This is a genomic window from uncultured Anaerovibrio sp. (assembly GCF_947302755.1).
GTDB lineage: Bacteria > Bacillota > Negativicutes > Selenomonadales > Selenomonadaceae > Anaerovibrio.
This window is the reverse complement of record NZ_CAMYWM010000012.1, coordinates 18,070-34,921: the sequence shown is the minus strand read 5'-3', so window position 1 is coordinate 34,921 and position 16,852 is coordinate 18,070. Positions and strand designations below refer to the sequence as shown.

Annotated in this window: 14 protein-coding genes; 3 read left to right on the top strand and 11 right to left on the bottom strand. The window is 45.6% G+C overall.

The window, feature by feature from the left end; genetic code table 11:
• Positions 1-169 precede the first annotated feature (169 nt).
• The 3 genes from Q0Y54_RS02530 to Q0Y54_RS02520 all read right to left on the bottom strand — a co-directional run bounded on the left by Q0Y54_RS02530 (position 170) and on the right by Q0Y54_RS02520 (position 2,474).
• The gene (locus tag Q0Y54_RS02530) at positions 170-637 is read right to left on the bottom strand and encodes a hypothetical protein (RefSeq protein WP_297963962.1); all 468 of its coding nucleotides are present in this window, start codon (positions 635-637) and stop codon (positions 170-172) included.
• Positions 638-748: 111 nt separating this feature from the next.
• Positions 749-1,081 (bottom strand): flagellin, encoded by a 333-nt coding sequence (locus Q0Y54_RS02525; RefSeq protein WP_297963960.1) that lies wholly within the window; start codon positions 1,079-1,081, stop codon positions 749-751.
• A 163-nt stretch (positions 1,082-1,244) separates the two neighbouring features.
• Positions 1,245-2,474 carry a hypothetical protein gene (locus Q0Y54_RS02520; RefSeq protein WP_297963958.1) on the bottom strand — a complete coding sequence of 410 codons (1,230 nt, stop codon included), beginning with the start codon at positions 2,472-2,474 and terminating at the stop codon, positions 1,245-1,247.
• Between the two features lie 427 nt (positions 2,475-2,901).
• Here Q0Y54_RS02520 and Q0Y54_RS02515 point away from each other — a divergent pair, with 427 nt between their 5' ends.
• Together Q0Y54_RS02515 and Q0Y54_RS02510 are read left to right on the top strand one after the other, a co-directional pair.
• Complete coding sequence (locus Q0Y54_RS02515; protein WP_297963956.1) at positions 2,902-3,135, top strand: helix-turn-helix transcriptional regulator; 234 nt, start codon at positions 2,902-2,904, stop codon at positions 3,133-3,135.
• 159 nt (positions 3,136-3,294) lie between these two features.
• The gene (locus Q0Y54_RS02510; protein ID WP_297963954.1) at positions 3,295-4,602 is read left to right on the top strand and encodes a metallophosphoesterase; all 1,308 of its coding nucleotides are present in this window, start codon (positions 3,295-3,297) and stop codon (positions 4,600-4,602) included.
• 183 nt (positions 4,603-4,785) lie between these two features.
• Here the strand turns inward: Q0Y54_RS02510 and Q0Y54_RS02505 are convergent, their stop codons facing one another.
• From Q0Y54_RS02505 to Q0Y54_RS02490, 4 genes are all read right to left on the bottom strand, one after another.
• On the bottom strand, positions 4,786-6,099 hold the full coding sequence (locus Q0Y54_RS02505; RefSeq protein ID WP_297963952.1) for a (Fe-S)-binding protein: 1,314 nt from the start codon (positions 6,097-6,099) through the stop codon (positions 4,786-4,788).
• Position 6,100: 1 nt separating this feature from the next.
• Positions 6,101-7,486, bottom strand: a complete 1,386-nt coding sequence (locus tag Q0Y54_RS02500; RefSeq protein ID WP_297963950.1) for an FAD-binding oxidoreductase — start codon at positions 7,484-7,486, stop codon at positions 6,101-6,103.
• A 382-nt stretch (positions 7,487-7,868) separates the two neighbouring features.
• Positions 7,869-9,329, bottom strand: a complete 1,461-nt coding sequence (locus Q0Y54_RS02495) for a pyrimidine-nucleoside phosphorylase (protein WP_297963948.1) — start codon at positions 9,327-9,329, stop codon at positions 7,869-7,871.
• Positions 9,330-9,355: 26 nt separating this feature from the next.
• The gene (locus Q0Y54_RS02490; protein WP_297963947.1) at positions 9,356-10,255 is read right to left on the bottom strand and encodes a DapH/DapD/GlmU-related protein; all 900 of its coding nucleotides are present in this window, start codon (positions 10,253-10,255) and stop codon (positions 9,356-9,358) included.
• 162 nt (positions 10,256-10,417) lie between these two features.
• Between Q0Y54_RS02490 and Q0Y54_RS02485 the strand changes: the two genes are divergently transcribed.
• A complete protein-coding gene (locus tag Q0Y54_RS02485) occupies positions 10,418-10,780 on the top strand; it encodes an MmcQ/YjbR family DNA-binding protein (RefSeq protein ID WP_297963945.1) in 363 nt (120 codons plus the stop codon).
• Positions 10,781-10,903: 123 nt separating this feature from the next.
• On the opposite strand, the gene ileS is transcribed toward Q0Y54_RS02485, so the two are convergent.
• The 4 genes from ileS to Q0Y54_RS02465 form a co-directional block, all read right to left on the bottom strand.
• A complete protein-coding gene (gene ileS / locus Q0Y54_RS02480; RefSeq protein WP_297963943.1) occupies positions 10,904-14,050 on the bottom strand; it encodes an isoleucine--tRNA ligase in 3,147 nt (1,048 codons plus the stop codon).
• 587 nt (positions 14,051-14,637) lie between these two features.
• Positions 14,638-15,213 carry a PolC-type DNA polymerase III gene (locus Q0Y54_RS02475; protein WP_297963941.1) on the bottom strand — a complete coding sequence of 192 codons (576 nt, stop codon included), beginning with the start codon at positions 15,211-15,213 and terminating at the stop codon, positions 14,638-14,640.
• Positions 15,214-15,237: 24 nt separating this feature from the next.
• The gene (locus Q0Y54_RS02470; RefSeq protein ID WP_297963939.1) at positions 15,238-15,990 is read right to left on the bottom strand and encodes an exodeoxyribonuclease III; all 753 of its coding nucleotides are present in this window, start codon (positions 15,988-15,990) and stop codon (positions 15,238-15,240) included.
• Positions 15,991-16,003: 13 nt separating this feature from the next.
• Positions 16,004-16,849, bottom strand: coding sequence for an undecaprenyl-diphosphate phosphatase (locus Q0Y54_RS02465; RefSeq protein WP_297963937.1), 846 nt, complete (start codon positions 16,847-16,849; stop codon positions 16,004-16,006).
• Positions 16,850-16,852 lie beyond the last annotated feature (3 nt).

Below are 16,852 nucleotides of genomic sequence, written 5' to 3'. Positions count from 1 at the left end.
CAAGCGACTCCTCTTTTTAGTTATTGCAGCGCAGACATTATTTCTTTTGGAGGTTTGTTTTATTTCATCAACAATCGAGGTGAAAACCTTCTTTTCACATCTACATTATAACGCCATTGGCATAGTCATAGAAAAAAAGCTCATCACCTCCATACCTCTATGAAGGAAATTAATCCCAAACCGCAGATATTTCCTCTGCCTGATATATGCCTCGTCTGTCACAATACACCTTTATAGCCGTCCGATATTTTTCTTCACCAATAGAGTCCGGAAAAAGCACTTCAAAATCGCTATCCAATGGATTATCCGTTATAGTTTTGCTGTTCTCTGTATCGCCTACAGGATCATAATGAGCCACTGCCAGAATACACCCCTTGGCTGTACCTCTGGGCAGATTACCCTTATACGCCCATTTTTCAATAGAGTAGGTGCCATCCTCATGCTCTATCCGCCACCAGGAAACCAAGGCCTTACCTGACTGGGGGAATTTTACTACACTGGTACGAAAATTATCTATGCTGTACACATCCCCCTTATAGGTAAACGCCTTCCCCCATGCAGCTGCTTCACCTGTATCAACACTAATATTTCCTGCAAAAATCAGTATCATCACTAAAACGACAATTCTGCATAACATCAATAGCTGCCGCCTAATCATCACAATCACTCCCCCGCAAATGCTTTTTTAATCGATTAGTGAACACGGATACACCTTTTTAGCACATTGCCAATGCCATCAAGATATAGTTCATAATTTCTTGGATTGTTTTGTAAAACCAAGACAGGATGGTCGATCCAATACCCGTTCCTTGACCGTTTTCATCAAGTCTATCTGTTCCTGAACACCGCCCATGGCCACCTTTAACAAAGACATGCCATTGTGGACATTCTCTTTATCCTGATCCAAGGCCCGAATTTTTACCTGCATTTTCCTGGAAATTGCAAACTCTGATGCCCCATCAGAAGCCCCTCTTATTTTTGCCCCTGAAGCCAGCCTTGCCAACCGTAAGGAAGCCTGAGAAATATTTTTATTTAGCGTCCCCAAGGACATATTGGCCATATCATTATTAACGATATTCACAAATATCATCTCCGCATCAAAAAATAGCCAAAAACCACTATGAGGCCTTACAAAAAGCAAAGCCTCATAATCACCAACTATTAACGTTTCGTATTTACAGTTGTTTCAAGCATTTCATCACCAACAGTTATGAGTTTAGAATTTGTTAAAGAACAACAATCACTTAATCACGGATATAGAGTTCATCCTTCTGGCCTTTTGCATAACCTGATGGTAAATCGGCGTCAATCTGATAATCTACCATATGATCACCACAGAAGGTCCTATCGTTACAGTGCTTTACGCAATGGCGGTGGTTCTTGCCAAATACATTTTCCATGCGAATTTCATCCTGACGTCTGACACAATATGGATTATCACAAACGGAATACTTGCCTATTGGCATATGGTCAAAGCTCTTTATCATGGCATCAATAAGGGACTTTCTCATTGCCCGTCGCCAGCTAGGACCTGGTCCTAAATCACCAATAACTGGCAGTGATAGCCTGGCACTAGACGAAGTGCCTCTTGATAAATATTCTCCACGATCAATATACCGTCCAGTGGCTACATCAATTGCACGAACCGAAAGCCTGAAATCACTTTGGCGGGTAGAACCAAATAATTTTCCCTTAACCTCACTTTTAAGTGGCTTGATATTAAACATTATAAGGTAATCATAACCGCCTAATCCTTCTTCCTCCAATTCACGAACAAACTGTACATAGTCCTCTTTAGGAAGAGTTGTGAGATGAGACGTAAAATCATAGGTGTTATCAGATCCTAAAGAATCTATCTCATCCGAAACAACATCCTGTCTGGACGTAGACTTTGAACCAAAAGTAATACCGCTATTAATACCATATCGATCGTAATCTTTGTCATAATAGTTTCCATAACCCCACCTATCAAAATCAACACCAAAAGACAATCCATTACTCGTTTCAGCTTTGCTGCCATTGCGAGTAATCACACGCCTAGGTATTCTTTGATACATATTCTCTAACTTTTCAAATTCCAAAGCCAACACGTCATGGGCTTCACTTAATATAAAGGTATCTCCAGTATTGCGTCGCCCAACGTGTATATGCCCATCAATATTTTCCATTCTCTCCATGGGATAACGGGCTCCAGGAAATTTAGTATGGAGAACACGACGAATATATTCCATAGTGTTATCATCCAATAAGGCATCACAATCACCAGTGATAATGTATCCCACCTTTATACCTTGCTGAGGCTCATATTGAAAATCATAATTCTTGGATTTATTATCCATCTCCCGATGGTAAGCCACATCGTCCCGGTCAATGTTTACTGTACTGGAAGCATCCGCCACGCCGGATAAGCCAAGCATCATGCCCGAACACAAAAGAAAGGACGCTATCCCTGCTGAAATATGATTTTTAAACATATCCCATTTCCTCCTATCCAACAAAAGGTCTTCTGTAACAACCATGTTTTTATTTCACGCCATTTACGAGTAAAATGGTGGCACAATATACATGGGTATATATCTACCCATATCAATATTACCATAATATTTTACCCATTACAAACTACCAATGAAAATAATAAAATATATAGTAGTTTTGTTTTTATCCGATGCTAACGGGTGCTAAGACTCCCTCCTCTAAGGTGGGAGTTAAGCACCCGTAGCGGTCAGTGTCAGCTGCTCAGCTAAGACCATGGTCTTGCTTTGCAGGACACTTTCGCATGGGACGTATTAACCAATAGGCGTTGCCTCTTGGATTCGTCCGCAAAGCCCTGGGTAAAATTCAACTAAATTCAGGTGTAGTTAAAACTCCACCTGAATAAGTTATCATTTTATGGTGATAGGCATGAAGGAAATAAATTTTGGAGAAATTCGCATTAAGCTGGAAGATATACGAAAAGAGCAGAATATCAGTATAAATAAGCTGGCCTTTAGGGCCGAGCTGCAGCGTTCCCAGGTACGGAGCTACTGCAACAATACCGTACAAAGGCTGGACACTGCTGTGTTGGCCAGACTGTGCTACGCATTGGATTGTAACATTACCGATTTAATTGAGTACATACCGCCCAACAATGATTAACAGCTTATGTGCAAGGTGCTCACAAGGGATTGTATAACCCCTGTGAGCATTTTTTCGTATTTCGGGATATCATTTCAATAAAATACTTGACTTGCAGCCTACTGTTACTGATAGAATAGGAAAATGGAAAAAATAGATACAAAATAGGATTGATGAAAAATGACAGAAAAAAACAAGATTTCACGCCGGAATTTCCTGAAGGCCATGGCCGGAATTGGTGTATTGGCGGCCGGAGGCGGCATCTTTACTTTGCGAAGGACCTCCCTTGGCCGGGATATAGAAAATCAGGCCCGGGAGCTTTTACAGGATAAACAAATTCAATACCTTCGGCAGATGGTAACCGCCGATAATTCAAGGAGTCGCAGAATAATGTGGCAGGCTTCGGAATACATGGGCAATCCTCAAATCCGTCTGCGTCTGCAGGAGGATACTAGCCGGGAAATGGTCATGCCGGTTCAGGATGATTCCTTTTTTGATGATGGAGAAAATCACATTCAATATTCCGCCCTGCTGGATAAGCTGGAACCAGATACTAAATATGAATTTGCTGTGGAGGACGGCAGCAAGACCAGTAAATGGTTTCCCTTGCAGACTGCCGCAGAGCATAAAAATAAGTTTTCCATGCTGATTTTTACGGACTCCCAGTCCAGTGATTACAGTGATTGGCGAAATGTGGCCCAAAATGCCATAAAACGTCATCCAGAGGCGGAGCTTTTCACTGATTTGGGTGATCTGGTGGATAATGGCGAGGACAGCAGTCAATGGCGGGCCTGGTTTTGGGCCCTGGATGGCATTATTGACCAACTACCCTTTGCACCTGTAGTAGGCAACCATGAATGCTATAACCGGGACTGGAAGGAGCAGCTTCCTATGGCCTATTTACGCTATTTCAATGTTCCCGATAATAACAGCAGGAATTTTAATCGCTACTATTACTCCTTTGATTATGGGCAGGTTCATTTTGCTGTATTAGGAACCGTGGAAAAGGAGATTAAGGATTTTAAATCAGGATTAATGGAGGAACAGGCGGATTGGCTGGAAAAGGATTTGCAGCGTACAACCAAGCCATGGAAAATTGTCCTTATGCACAAGGATGTGCTTCAATATCGCATTGCCAGAATGCCGGAGCGCAAGGAGGGCTTTTCGGAGGAGGGACAGCTGTTTATGCCTATTTTTGAAAAATATAATGTAGATATTGTATTGACCGGGCACCTCCATACCTATAGAAATCGTGGGCATATAATACAGGGAAGGCACGACCCGAAGGGTCCGCTGTATATTTTGTGCGGGTTAGCCGGTAATGTGCGCTATGACCGACTGTGGACCGATCATGCCTTGGATGAGGTGGTGGCACCCCAGCCGGAAACCGATAATTATATGACCATGGATGTGGAAGGAAATGTAATAACGATCCGCTGCTTCCTGCCTGATGGCACGAAGATTGATGAAACCAAGGTACAAAAATAACAGGCCTGAAATCAAAATATTACCCACAGAAAACTCCGTGCGAAACGTTATTTCGCACTACGCCCTTACAACGAAATCTAAAGCTCATCTGCATCCTTCGGATTTGATTTACTAAGATTTCATAATAAAAAGCCAGTGAGAGACAAATTGCTTCTCACTGGCTTTTCCATATATCCCTATTTTTTACTTTTGCTTACCCCGCTTATAGGACTCTGCCAAAAGCTGTATCGGGTGATAAACCACCTGTGGCATCTTGTTCTGTATGATACCATCTGTTATATGCATACGGCAGCTTGGGCAGCTGGCACATACATAATCAGCATTGGTGGCCTTTATGTTTTCACACTTCCGGTCATTAATCTTACGGGACAGCTCATAGTGGGCCAAGCTGAAGGAACCACCGGAGCCGCAGCAGCGGTCATGCTCCTTCATTTCCACAAAATTAAGACCTGGAATGGATTTCAGTATTTCTCTAGGCTGCTCGGTTACATGAATACCGCGAACCATGTGACAAGGATCATGCATGGTTACCGTCTTGTTGATAGCCCCCAGATTATCGGTTCTATAGCCGGTCTCCACCAGGAACTGGCTGATTTCCCGAACCTTGTTGGCCAGGCTTTGGGCCCGTGCTGCCCAATCAGGTTCATTTTCCAGCCATTTAGGATAATCAAGCAACGCCTCCACGCAGGAGCCGCAGGCCCCTACAATGTAATCGCATTCATAGCGTTCAAAAACCTCGATATTGTGCTTGGCCATTTCATTGGCCAGTTCAAAGGCTCCGGATACATGAACCGGAGTTCCGCAGCAATGCTGGGCACCCGGCAGGATTACCTCGTTGCCATTCTCCTTCAGTACCTCGATGACCGCCTTACCCATATCGGTGTACATGAAGTTAATGGTACAGCCGGTAAAGAAGGCCACCTTGCGCTTAGGATTATCTACCTTGATTACAGGAGGATACTCAGATCTCAGGGGAGTGGAAGCCAATGGAGCCGTTGCTCTGTTTGGATCCATACCCGGCATTGGCAGACGGGAAAGCACGGCGTTTTTATCCGGTATATCCTTAAAGGTCAGCCAGCCAAACATACCACCCATACGCAGCACTGTATTAAAGAGCGGACGATTGGACAGGAGGCTGAATACCGTCTTTTTAATAGGATTAAGTCCCCGGGCCTTGATGGTAGCGTGACGGCCACGGAGTATCAGCTCATCAGCCTTTACGCCGCATGGGCAGTTGGCCGCACAGGTCTTACAGCTCAGGCACTGGGCCATCATACCATCAAATTCCTTGGTAATCTCCAATTTGCCACTGAGAATAGCCTGCATCAGGGATATTTTACCTCTGGCAACGGAAAATTCCTTTCTGGTCTCCCGATAAATTGGGCAACCGGCCTGGCAGTTACCGCATTTCATGCAGTTGGCCAGGGCATCGTCTATATCCTTAAGCAGGGTTGCATCATGCTTGTTAATTTCCTCTGCAGTTAATTCATTAGCCATATTAACACTCTCCTATCAGCTTACCAGGGTTCAAAATCAGATTTGGATCAAGAGCCCGCTTGATAGCCTTCATGGCGTTCATACCTTCCTTGCCATGCTGGAGTTCCATCCAAGGCAGCTTTCCAAGGCCAATACCATGCTCGCCGGACAGAGTACCGCCCAATTCAACGGCACCACGGAAGATAACATCCATGGCCTTATGTACCCGCTCCATTTCCTCCTTATCACGAAGGTCACACACAATGGTCGGATGCATATTGCCGTCACCGGCATGGCCAAAGGTACCAATGGTAACATTGAAATCCTTGGCAGCCTTGGTAACAATCTTCAGGAACTGGGTCAGCTTGCTTCTTGGAACAGTGGCGTCCTCAACAAAAGTAGTCGGACGAAGCTTGGCCAGACATGGCAGGGCCATACGGCGGGCCGTCCAAAGCTGCTCCTTGTGCTCAGGAGACTTGGCCAGGGTAACCTCGGCAGCATTATTTTTCTTCAATACCTCCAGAACCTTTTCCTTCTCGTCAGCCACAATAACCGGATGACCGTCTACCTCCAGAAGCAGAATAGCAGCTGCCTCCGTTGGCAGACCTACATGCATGAAGTCCTCAACTGTACGGATAGAAGAATTGTCAAGAATTTCCATGGTTGCAGGAATAATCTTGGCTGCAATAATATCAGATACGGCGTTACCGGCATCCTCCAGGGTGTTGAATACTGCAATCATGCTGGCCTGAGCCTCAGGCTTTGGTACCAGCTTCAGATATGCCTTGGTAACAATGCCAAGGGTACCCTCGGAACCGGTAAAGAGCTTGGTCATATCATAGCCGGAAACATCCTTTACATTTTTACCACCGGTATGAATAATATCACCATTGGCCAGAACTACCTCCAGACCCTGAACATAATTCTTGGTAATACCATATTTCAGTCCGCGCAGGCCTCCGGAATTTTCACAAATAGTTCCTCCTAAGCTGGCCGTCTTTACAGTACCAGGATCAGGAGGATAGATAAGGCCATGTGGTGCCACATAGTCGTTAATATCCTGAACCACAACGCCAACCTCAACCTCTGCAATGAGATTTTCCAAATCAAGGTCAAGAATCTTGTTGAAGCGGAGCATCAGCAGTACTATACCACCCTTAAGCGGTGCGGTACCGGCTGACAGGTTGGTGCCGGAGCCTCTGGGATAAACTGGAATTTTGTGCTCATTGGCAAACTTCATAATAGCGGAGACTTCCTGAACATTACCAGGCGATACAACCACATCAGGCATATAAATATGTCCAGGTGTTGCATCATAGGAATAGGCATAAAGAGCCTCCTTAGAATGAAGAACGTTTTCCTCCCCGACGATTTTCTTCATCTCGGCAATTAATTGATCTTTTTCCATACTTACTCTCCTTTATAATAAACCAAATTAACCGATAAAATGAACACCTGCTCAGACAAAGCCATCAGCCTTATCCGAACTTAGCCGAACTTTCCCGTCGCCTTGCCGGTGCATAACTTCCTCCACAGAGGATGCAATTTTTGCACCAGACAGCTTCGGATAAAATCCTACTTTAAATTTATTCGACAAATACATAAATATTCCTTCTTTTAAAATTATTTTTTTTGAATTTTTTTTCTGATTCGATAAGCTGTGGGAAATCTTTAATAACCGCGAAATAAAATAAAGGGCTCACACCATAAAAATCAATTATGATGCAAGCCCACTTCAAATAAATTATGTCTGACAAATATACTGGAGGTTAAGCTTTACAAGTCGTCAGCTAAAACATTTTCACTCCATTTTTTTCCACAAGGGCATATACCAGCTTGGACTCCTTTGGTGTCTGCTGACTGTAGGTCAGAGCTTCAAGATACCGCTTCACCGCCGGTGGCAGCAGCTCCTCCCTGGAGGTATAGAATACAGCCAACACATCTCCGGCATTGACCTTATCCCCGGTTTTTTTGCATATTGTTATACCGGCCATTGGGTCGATAACGCTGTCCAGGGTCTCCCGCCCGGCCCCCAGCATGGTGGAGGCTATACCGATGGCTTCAGTATTCATATCAGCAATATATCCTTCTCTGTCGGCCTTGACCTCGTAACGCACAGCCGCCCTGGTAAATTCTTCCATATTATCAAATACAGAAATATCACCGCCCTGAGCAGCCACCATTTCCTTGAATTTGTTCATGGCCTGGCCGCTTTTTACAGCCTGCTGTACCATGGCAAGGCAATCAGCCCGGCTTCCTTTGCCGGCCATCATTAAAAGGGTGGCGGATAATTCCTCGCACTCCCTGGTCAGGTCCTCCGGCCCCTTACCATTGAGTACATCGACGACCTCCTTTACTTCCAGGGCATTACCAATATTCTGCCCCAGGGGCATATTCATATTGGTGACGTAGGCCATGGTTCTTTTCCCGTTGTGCTCGCCGATAGTCACCATTTTTTCTGCCAAGGTAACCGCATCAGCCACATTTTTCATAAAGGCTCCGCTGCCGCACTTTACGTCAAGTAAAATGCAATCCGCCCCGGCAGCCAGCTTTTTGCTCATAATCGAGGATGCAATAAGGGGAATGCTGGGCACACTGCCTGTTACATCCCGCAAGGCGTAAAGCTTTTTATCGGCCGGAGCCAAATTGCCGCTTTGGCCGATGACACTGGCCCCTATTTCATTTACCTGATTAAAAAATTCATCCTTGTCCAGCACAGTACGATATCCTGGTATGGATTCCAGCTTGTCCACCGTACCTCCGGTATGGCCTAATCCCCGGCCGCTCATTTTGGCAATTTTTACGTCACAGGAGGCCACAATAGGGGCTATCGCCATGGTGGTTTTGTCACCCACACCACCGGTAGAGTGCTTATCTACCTTGACGCCTCTAATAGGTGACAAATCTATCATCTCTCCGGAATGGGCCATGGCCATGGTAAAATCAGCCAGCTCCTGGTCCTCCATCCCCTTGAAATAAATAGCCATCAACAGGGCTGAGGTCTGATAGTCAGGAATAGAGCCATCCACGCAGCCATCAATAAAGTACTGTATTTCCTCCTTGCTTAGGCTGGCTCCATCCCGCTTTTTGCTGATAATATCCACCATTCTAAACTGTTTTTCCTTCGGCATATAATCTGCTCCCCCCAAGCCATATCCCTTGTCCTCCTTATGAAGGTCATTACCGGCAAAGCACACTGAAGAAAGTGACACCATATAAATCACTAACAGGCAAAGCATCAACTGACGCATAGCCTCCTCCCCCCTTCATTGAATAATCAAAAATCATCTAAGAATGACCATTCAGCCTCTAATGTCATATCACCGTCTGTTACCTCGTAGCCAATGGCAATCATCTTCCCCGGAACGTGGGGATCCTTAATCACCGGTTCAATTATATCCCCCAGCCGTCTGGTAAACATTCCCCGACTAATATTCAATTCAGTACCATCAGCCAGCCTCCAGCCAACCTCCCCGTTGTCAAAGGTGAGCTTCTCTGCTCCATCAGGTGCCAAAAAGCGGATTTCGGCCAGACTGTCTTTTTCGCCATAAGGAATCAGGCTGAAATAACCGGTTTCTCCCCCCTGAAAATTGTAGCTGCCCATATAGCTGTTTTTTATAGATGGGGCGGTCATATCAGGAAACTTGTGAGCCTCCAGCTCCTTCACCACCCGGGCGGGATTGCCCACCACCACACTATAATCGGGCACGTTCTTCGTAACCACTGAACCGGCACCTACAATGGCATGCTTGCCTACCGTTATTCCCGGCAATATGGTGGCACCGGCCCCTATCCACGCTCCCTGCTTAATAAGAACGGGTTTACAGGTCAATACCATCCGCTCGTAGGGATCATGATTATTGGACAATATCGACACATTACCGGCAATCTGTACATCGTCTTCAATGGTAATGCCCCCCCGGGCCATGGCCAGGAAATTGCTGTTAATGTACACATTTTTACCGATAAGGATATTGTGGGCACAAACCGCCGATAAAGGAGCCACTATATAGCTGCCTTCACCAAACCGGTCGCCAAAGATATCCCTGAGAGCCGCCATATATTCCTCGGTCCGCGGCATGGTATGGTTGAGCTTAAATAGCATTTTTTCCAATTCAATGGCTTTATTTCTATCCTCATCACTTATTTTGCGTAAATCCACTACGGTTTCTTTCATGATAATATCCCCAAACTCTCTTTTGATTTTGAATACTAAGTAAATTTTACACCAACAAACGAAAGAATGTAAATATGGCTATTTATTTTCCTATGTAAGCAGGTGAACAATAATGTTTTTAGTGGTATACTGAATGAAAAACCAGTGAAGCAGGTGATTATTATGACGAAAAAGCAGGCCCTGGAATACATAAAGGGTACATATGGTGTAGATGAGGACTATCCCTGGGAGGAGCTGGATGCATTTGTATTTCGCCATAGGGTGAGCCAGAAATGGTTTTGTCTGTTTATGGATATACCGGCCAACCGATTGGGCTTGGAGGAGGACACCTCCATCACCGTCATTAACCTAAAGGTGCCTAAAGCCATGCGTGATGACCTTCTGTGGGAGGAGGGCATATATCCCGCCTACCATATGAATAAACGGCACTGGATCAGCCTGGACCTTCGCAAGGCCGATAAGCGGATGCTGGAGGTGCTGATGGATATGAGCTATAAGGCCACAGCAATGAAGAAGGATTTGTAGGATAGTACTGTATTGGGTACCAAACAGGCTTGTCATACTGAATTGATAATACGTTGTAAAAAAAACAGACGCAAAAGCATGTCGCAGCTTGCGTCTGTTTTTGCGTCTGAAAAGGATTATTTTTTATTTTACACCCAGGGTAATGGTTTCGCCGTTGATATTCCACTCCTTGGTAAAGCCATCGGTGGAGCCATAGGTAATGCCATCACAAAGGACAATCCCCTTTACCATGTCCTCGTTGCGGGACAGGATATCGGTGAGCTTGTCGTTGCCGGCCGCAAATACATTAATGCGGTCCGTAACCTCAAAGCCATTCTCCTTACGCATGGTCTGAAGCTTGGAGATAATCTCCCGAACGAAGCCCTCCTCAATGAGCTCCGGTGTCAGGGTAGTCTCCAGAGCGATAGTAACCTTGCCATAACGCTGGGTGGCAAAGCCCTCCGTCTGGGTCATGATAATCTCAATATCCTCAGGCAGCAGCTCTACCTCGCCGCTCTTTAAGGACAGCTTCAGCTTGCCGGTCTTGTCCAGCTCCTCCTTGGCCGCAGCACCATCCAGCGTTGCCAGAGCAGCCTTAACCTCGCCCATCTGCTTGCCTACCTTAGGGCCAAGGACCTTGAACTGTGGCTTCAGGGTATAGGAGAGATATTCCCCCATATCATCCTTGAATTCCACATGCTTCACATTCAGCTCACCGGCCACGATTTCCTTAAAGAAATCATCCAGCTGGCTGTCAGCCTTAACAAAGATATTGCCAATAGGCTGACGATTTTTAATATTGGAGGCATTACGGGCAGCACGGCCAAGAACGACAACCTCCAGCACCAGCTCCATGTTCTTCTCCAGCTCAGCATCAATAAATACTTCATTTGCCACTGGGAAGTCGGTAAGATGTACGGAAATAGGAGCTTTGTCGTCAACACTGCAAACCAGATTGCGGTAAATGCTCTCGGTGATGAATGGAACCATTGGGGCCGACAGCTTAATAACGGTAACCAAGGCGGTGTACAGCGTCATGTAAGCGTTAATCTTATCCTGGTTCATTTCCTTGCCCCAGAACCGCTCACGGCTGCGGCGAACATACCAGTTGGACAGCTCATCCACAAATTCCTGGAGAGCCTTGGCAGTCTCTGTAACCTTATAATTAGCCAGATTGTTGTCTACGGTCTTGATAAGGGTATTAAGACGGGACAGCACCCACTTGTCCATTACGGACAGCTTGTCATAATCCAGCTCATGCTTGGTGGCATCAAAATTATCAATGTTGGCATAAAGCACATAGAAGGCATAGGTATTCCACAGGGTACCCATGAACTTGCGCTGCCCCTCCTGCACTGCATCATCGTGGAAGCGGTTTGGCAGCCAAGGAGCACTGTTTTCGTAGAAGTACCAACGGATAGCATCGGCACCATGCTTATTAAGGGCCTCCATAGGATCAACGGCGTTACCCTTGGACTTGCTCATCTTCTTGCCGTCCTTGTCCTGAACGTGGCCCAGAACGATTACGTTCTTATAGGATGAATTATCAAAGAGCAGGGTGGAAATTGCCAGCAGAGAATAGAACCAGCCACGTGTCTGGTCTACTGCCTCAGAAATGAAGTCAGCTGGATAGCGCTCCTCAAAAATTTTCTTGTTTTCAAATGGATAATGCCACTGGGCAAATGGCATGGAACCAGAATCGAACCAGCAGTCGATTACCTCTGGCACACGATGCATTTCCTTGCCGCAATCCGGGCACTTGATGGTCACATCATCAATATATGGACGATGAAGCTCAATATCATCCGGGCAGTTATCCGACATGGACTTCAGCTCCTCAATAGAACCGATGGAATGCTGACAGCCGCAGGAGCACTCCCAAATATTCAGCGGAGTTCCCCAATAACGGTTACGGCTGATGCCCCAATCCTGAAGGTGCTCCAGCCACTCACCGAAGCGGCCGGTCCCAATGGAATCAGGCATCCATTTAATGGTCTTGTTGTTGGCGATGAGCTTTTCCTTTACGTCAGTCATCTTAATGAACCAGGACTCCCGGGCATAGTAGATAAGCGGAGTATCGCAACGCCAGCAATGCGGATAGCTGTGCTCGAACTTAGGAGCCTTAAAGAGGGCTCCGGAAGCCTTCAAGTCATCCAGAATTAATGGGTCTGCCTCCTTGACAAATACCCCAGGCCACTTGGTGTCCTCGGTCATGCCGCCCTTGCTGTCCACAAACTGAACAAAGTCCATATCATATTTGCGGCAAACCCGGGCATCGTCCTCACCAAAGGCTGGTGCAGTATGAACGATACCAGTACCATCAGAGGTGGTTACATAATCATCACACATTACATAGAAGCACTTTTTCTTGATTTTGCCAACAGCAAAGTCATAAAGCGGCTCATATTCCTTATGCTCCAATGCCTTACCCTTGAACCGCTCCACAATTTCTACCTTGGCAGCTTCCTCCGGATTATCCTTGGACTTAACACCGGAGAATACGCTTTCTACCAAAGCCTCAGCCAAAATCAGGTACTCGCCGTTGCACTTTACCTTTACATAATCCACATCGGCATTTACTACCAGGCCCAGGTTGGAAGGCAAGGTCCAAGGGGTGGTTGTCCAGGCCAGGAAGGAGGTATTCTCCTCACCCTTCACCTTGAAACGAACAATGGCAGAACGCTCCTTGATATCCTTATAGCCCTGAGCTACCTCGTGAGAAGAAAGAGGGGTACCACAACGAGGGCAATATGGAACTACCTTATGGCCCTTATAGAGAAGGCCCTTCTTCCAAATTTCATTAAGTGCCCACCAAACAGACTCAATGTAGTTATTTTCATAAGTAATATAGGGATCATCCATATCTGCCCAGAAGCCGACAACATCGGAAAATTCCTCCCACATACTCTTGTACTTCCACACAGACTCACGGCATTCTTTGATAAATGGCTCAATGCCATATTTTTCAATCTGCTCCTTGCCATCCAGACCCAGCTTTTTCTCTACCTCCAGCTCTACCGGGAGACCATGGGTATCCCAACCGGCCTTACGAAGAATCTTTTTGCCCTTCATGGACTGGTAACGTGGAAGCATATCCTTGATTACACGGGTCAATACGTGACCGATATGAGGCTTGCCGTTGGCAGTTGGCGGTCCATCGTAGAATGTAAAGGTATCACAGCCCTCACGGATATCAATACACTTCTTGGCAATGTCATTTTCCTTCCAAAACTTCAGGATTTCTCTTTCCCGCTGAACGAAATTCAGGTTTGTGTCAACCTTGTTGTACAAAATGATTACCTCCTGTTTTTGCTGTACTGGCAGCCATCATAATAAACTCCGTGCGAAACGTTATTTCGCACTACGCCCTTACAACGAACACTAAGTTCCCACTGCGCCGTAGGCTTGTGCTCACTAAGTGTTCATAGTAAACTTACTGGACACCTGACGGTGTCCACACGCCCTTACACGAAATCTAAAGCTCATCTGCATCCTTCGGATTTGACTCACTAAGATTTCATAGTATAAAACTCCCGCCCAAAATAGGACGGGAGCTGCAATGTAAAATAAAAGACTTCACCCCAAAACAGGATGAAGCCTAGCTTCACTATACCACCTATTTCGTATACCAGCATATACTATCTCTGTAACGGGAGATCCCGGCTCAGCCTACTCTGCCACATACAAACCGCATTTTGACCTGCGACTCCGAAGTGATTTTCATCTGTCGTTACTTCTACAGGGCTTGCACCATATCCCCACTCGCTGAAAGGTTCACCTACAGATTACTTTCTTCATCATTGTTTTTTATTTCTTAAACTGTCTGAAATTGTACCATATATTGTATTTTTCTGCAATAAAAATGTATGACAGCCCCACTAAAAGGAAAACAGGGGCATACATCCCTTATTTATAACAAGTCCCAGCTGCTCATAGACCTGCTGGTTCATGCGGCAATCATTCAAAGCCCGGTGGGCCCCCTGAGTGGAAATACCATAATACTCTGCCAATACGGTAAGGCTGTGCCGCTTTAGCTGGGGCAAATATTTTTTGGCCAATCTCAGAGTATCCACATAATTATTTCCGGGTATACCGCCATAAAACCTTTCGCTGTCCCGATAGATAAACTTCAAATCAAAGCTATGGATATTGTGCCCTACCAGGGTCATCCCCTCAGTAAAATCAACAAACTTAGCCAAAACCTTGTCAAAAGTCGGTGCATTCGCCACCATGGCATCCGTAATGCCATGCACCCTGGAAACCCCATAAGAAATACTGCACTGGGGATTTACCAAACTGGAAAATTCCTCCTCCACCCGTCCCCCAATAACCTTCACCGCAGAAATTTCTACTACACTATCCTTATAGCAGTTAATTCCCGTGGTTTCCAAATCGAATACCACATAGTCCGGCACATATTCCAATAACTGCTTCCCCTTAGTTTTTCCTAACATAAAACCTCTTTCTATTATGATTTCTTATTTCAGCTCCAACCCTACTGGGCAGTGGTCGCTGCCGAAAATTTCATTATAAATGGTAGCGGACTCGATTTTATCATCCAGGCGATTGGATATCAGGAAGTAGTCAATGCGCCATCCGGCGTTGTTGGCTCTGGCCTTTCTGAGATAAGACCACCAGGTGTATGCCCCGGTTACATCCGGATACACCTTTCTAAAGGTATCAGTAAAACCAGCCTGCAAAAGCTCCGTAAATTTCTGACGCTCATCGTCGATAAAGCCGGCGTTCTTATGATTTGTCTTTGGATTTTTTAAGTCAATTTCCTTATGGGCCACGTTTAAGTCACCGCAGATAATCACCGGCTTTTTCTTGTCCAAACCGCAAACATAATCCTTAAAGGCTTCCTCCCAGGTCATACGATAAGCCAAGCGGGCCAGCTCCTTTTGGGAATTTGGGGTGTACACCGTCACCAGATAATAGTCCTCAAACTCCATGGTGATGACCCGTCCCTCATGATCATGCTCCTCAATGCCAAGGCCATAGGTTACATCTACAGGCTCCACCCTGGTGAAAATAGCGGTGCCGGAATACCCCTTCTTTTCCGCACTGTTCCAAAACTGCTTGTAGCCGGACAAATCAAGAATAGCCTGTCCCTCCTGCATCTTTGTTTCCTGCAGGCAGAAAACATCTGCATCCATGTCCCTGAAGGACTCCATAAACCCCTTGGTCAGACAGGCTCTCAATCCATTAACATTCCATGAAACAAAACGCATATATATCCCCCCATCAGCCCTGGGTTGGATCACCAACCATCAGGAGATACGCCAATACAATAATACCAAGGACGATACGGTAATAGCCAAAGGCTTTAAAGTCATTATTCTTGATATATCTAAGCAAGAATTTTATAGAAATAATGGAAACCACAAAGGCGGTGGCCATACCTATAACCAAAATCAGCATTTCTGCCCCGGTGAAATGAATGCCAAACTTTACAATTTTCAGCAGGCTGGCCCCAAACATAACCGGAATGGCCAAAAAGAAGGTAAACTCAGCTGCCACATAACGGGAAGCACCGAAAAGAATACCGCCCAAAATCGTAGAGCCGGAACGGGAGGTGCCCGGAACCAAAGAAAGCACCTGGAAAAGGCCGATGATAAACGCCAGCTTATAGCTCAGCTTGTTCAAATCACTGACCATTGGCTTACGCTTTTTATTGTAATTTTCCACCAATATGAACATGATACCGTAGAAAATCAGGGTAAAGGCCACCACAGGAGCCGTCATAAAATGCTCCTCCATATATTTGTTGAACATCAGACCAATAACGGCCGCCGGGAGGCAGGCAAATATTACCTTGTACCACAGCTGATAGGTTTCCTTCTTTTCAATGCTGGATTTGTGACTGGAAAATGGGTTCAGCCTATCAAAATTCAACACCACAACTGCCAGAATAGCTCCCAGCTGAATAACTACGAGGAACATATCCATAAATGATTTGGAAACATCCAGCTTGATAAACTCGTCCACCAAAATCATGTGGCCGGTGCTGCTGATAGGAAGCCACTCCGTAAGGCCCTCCACTATACCTAATATGACAGTCTTAATAAGTTCCATAAAGCTTAAATCCATATT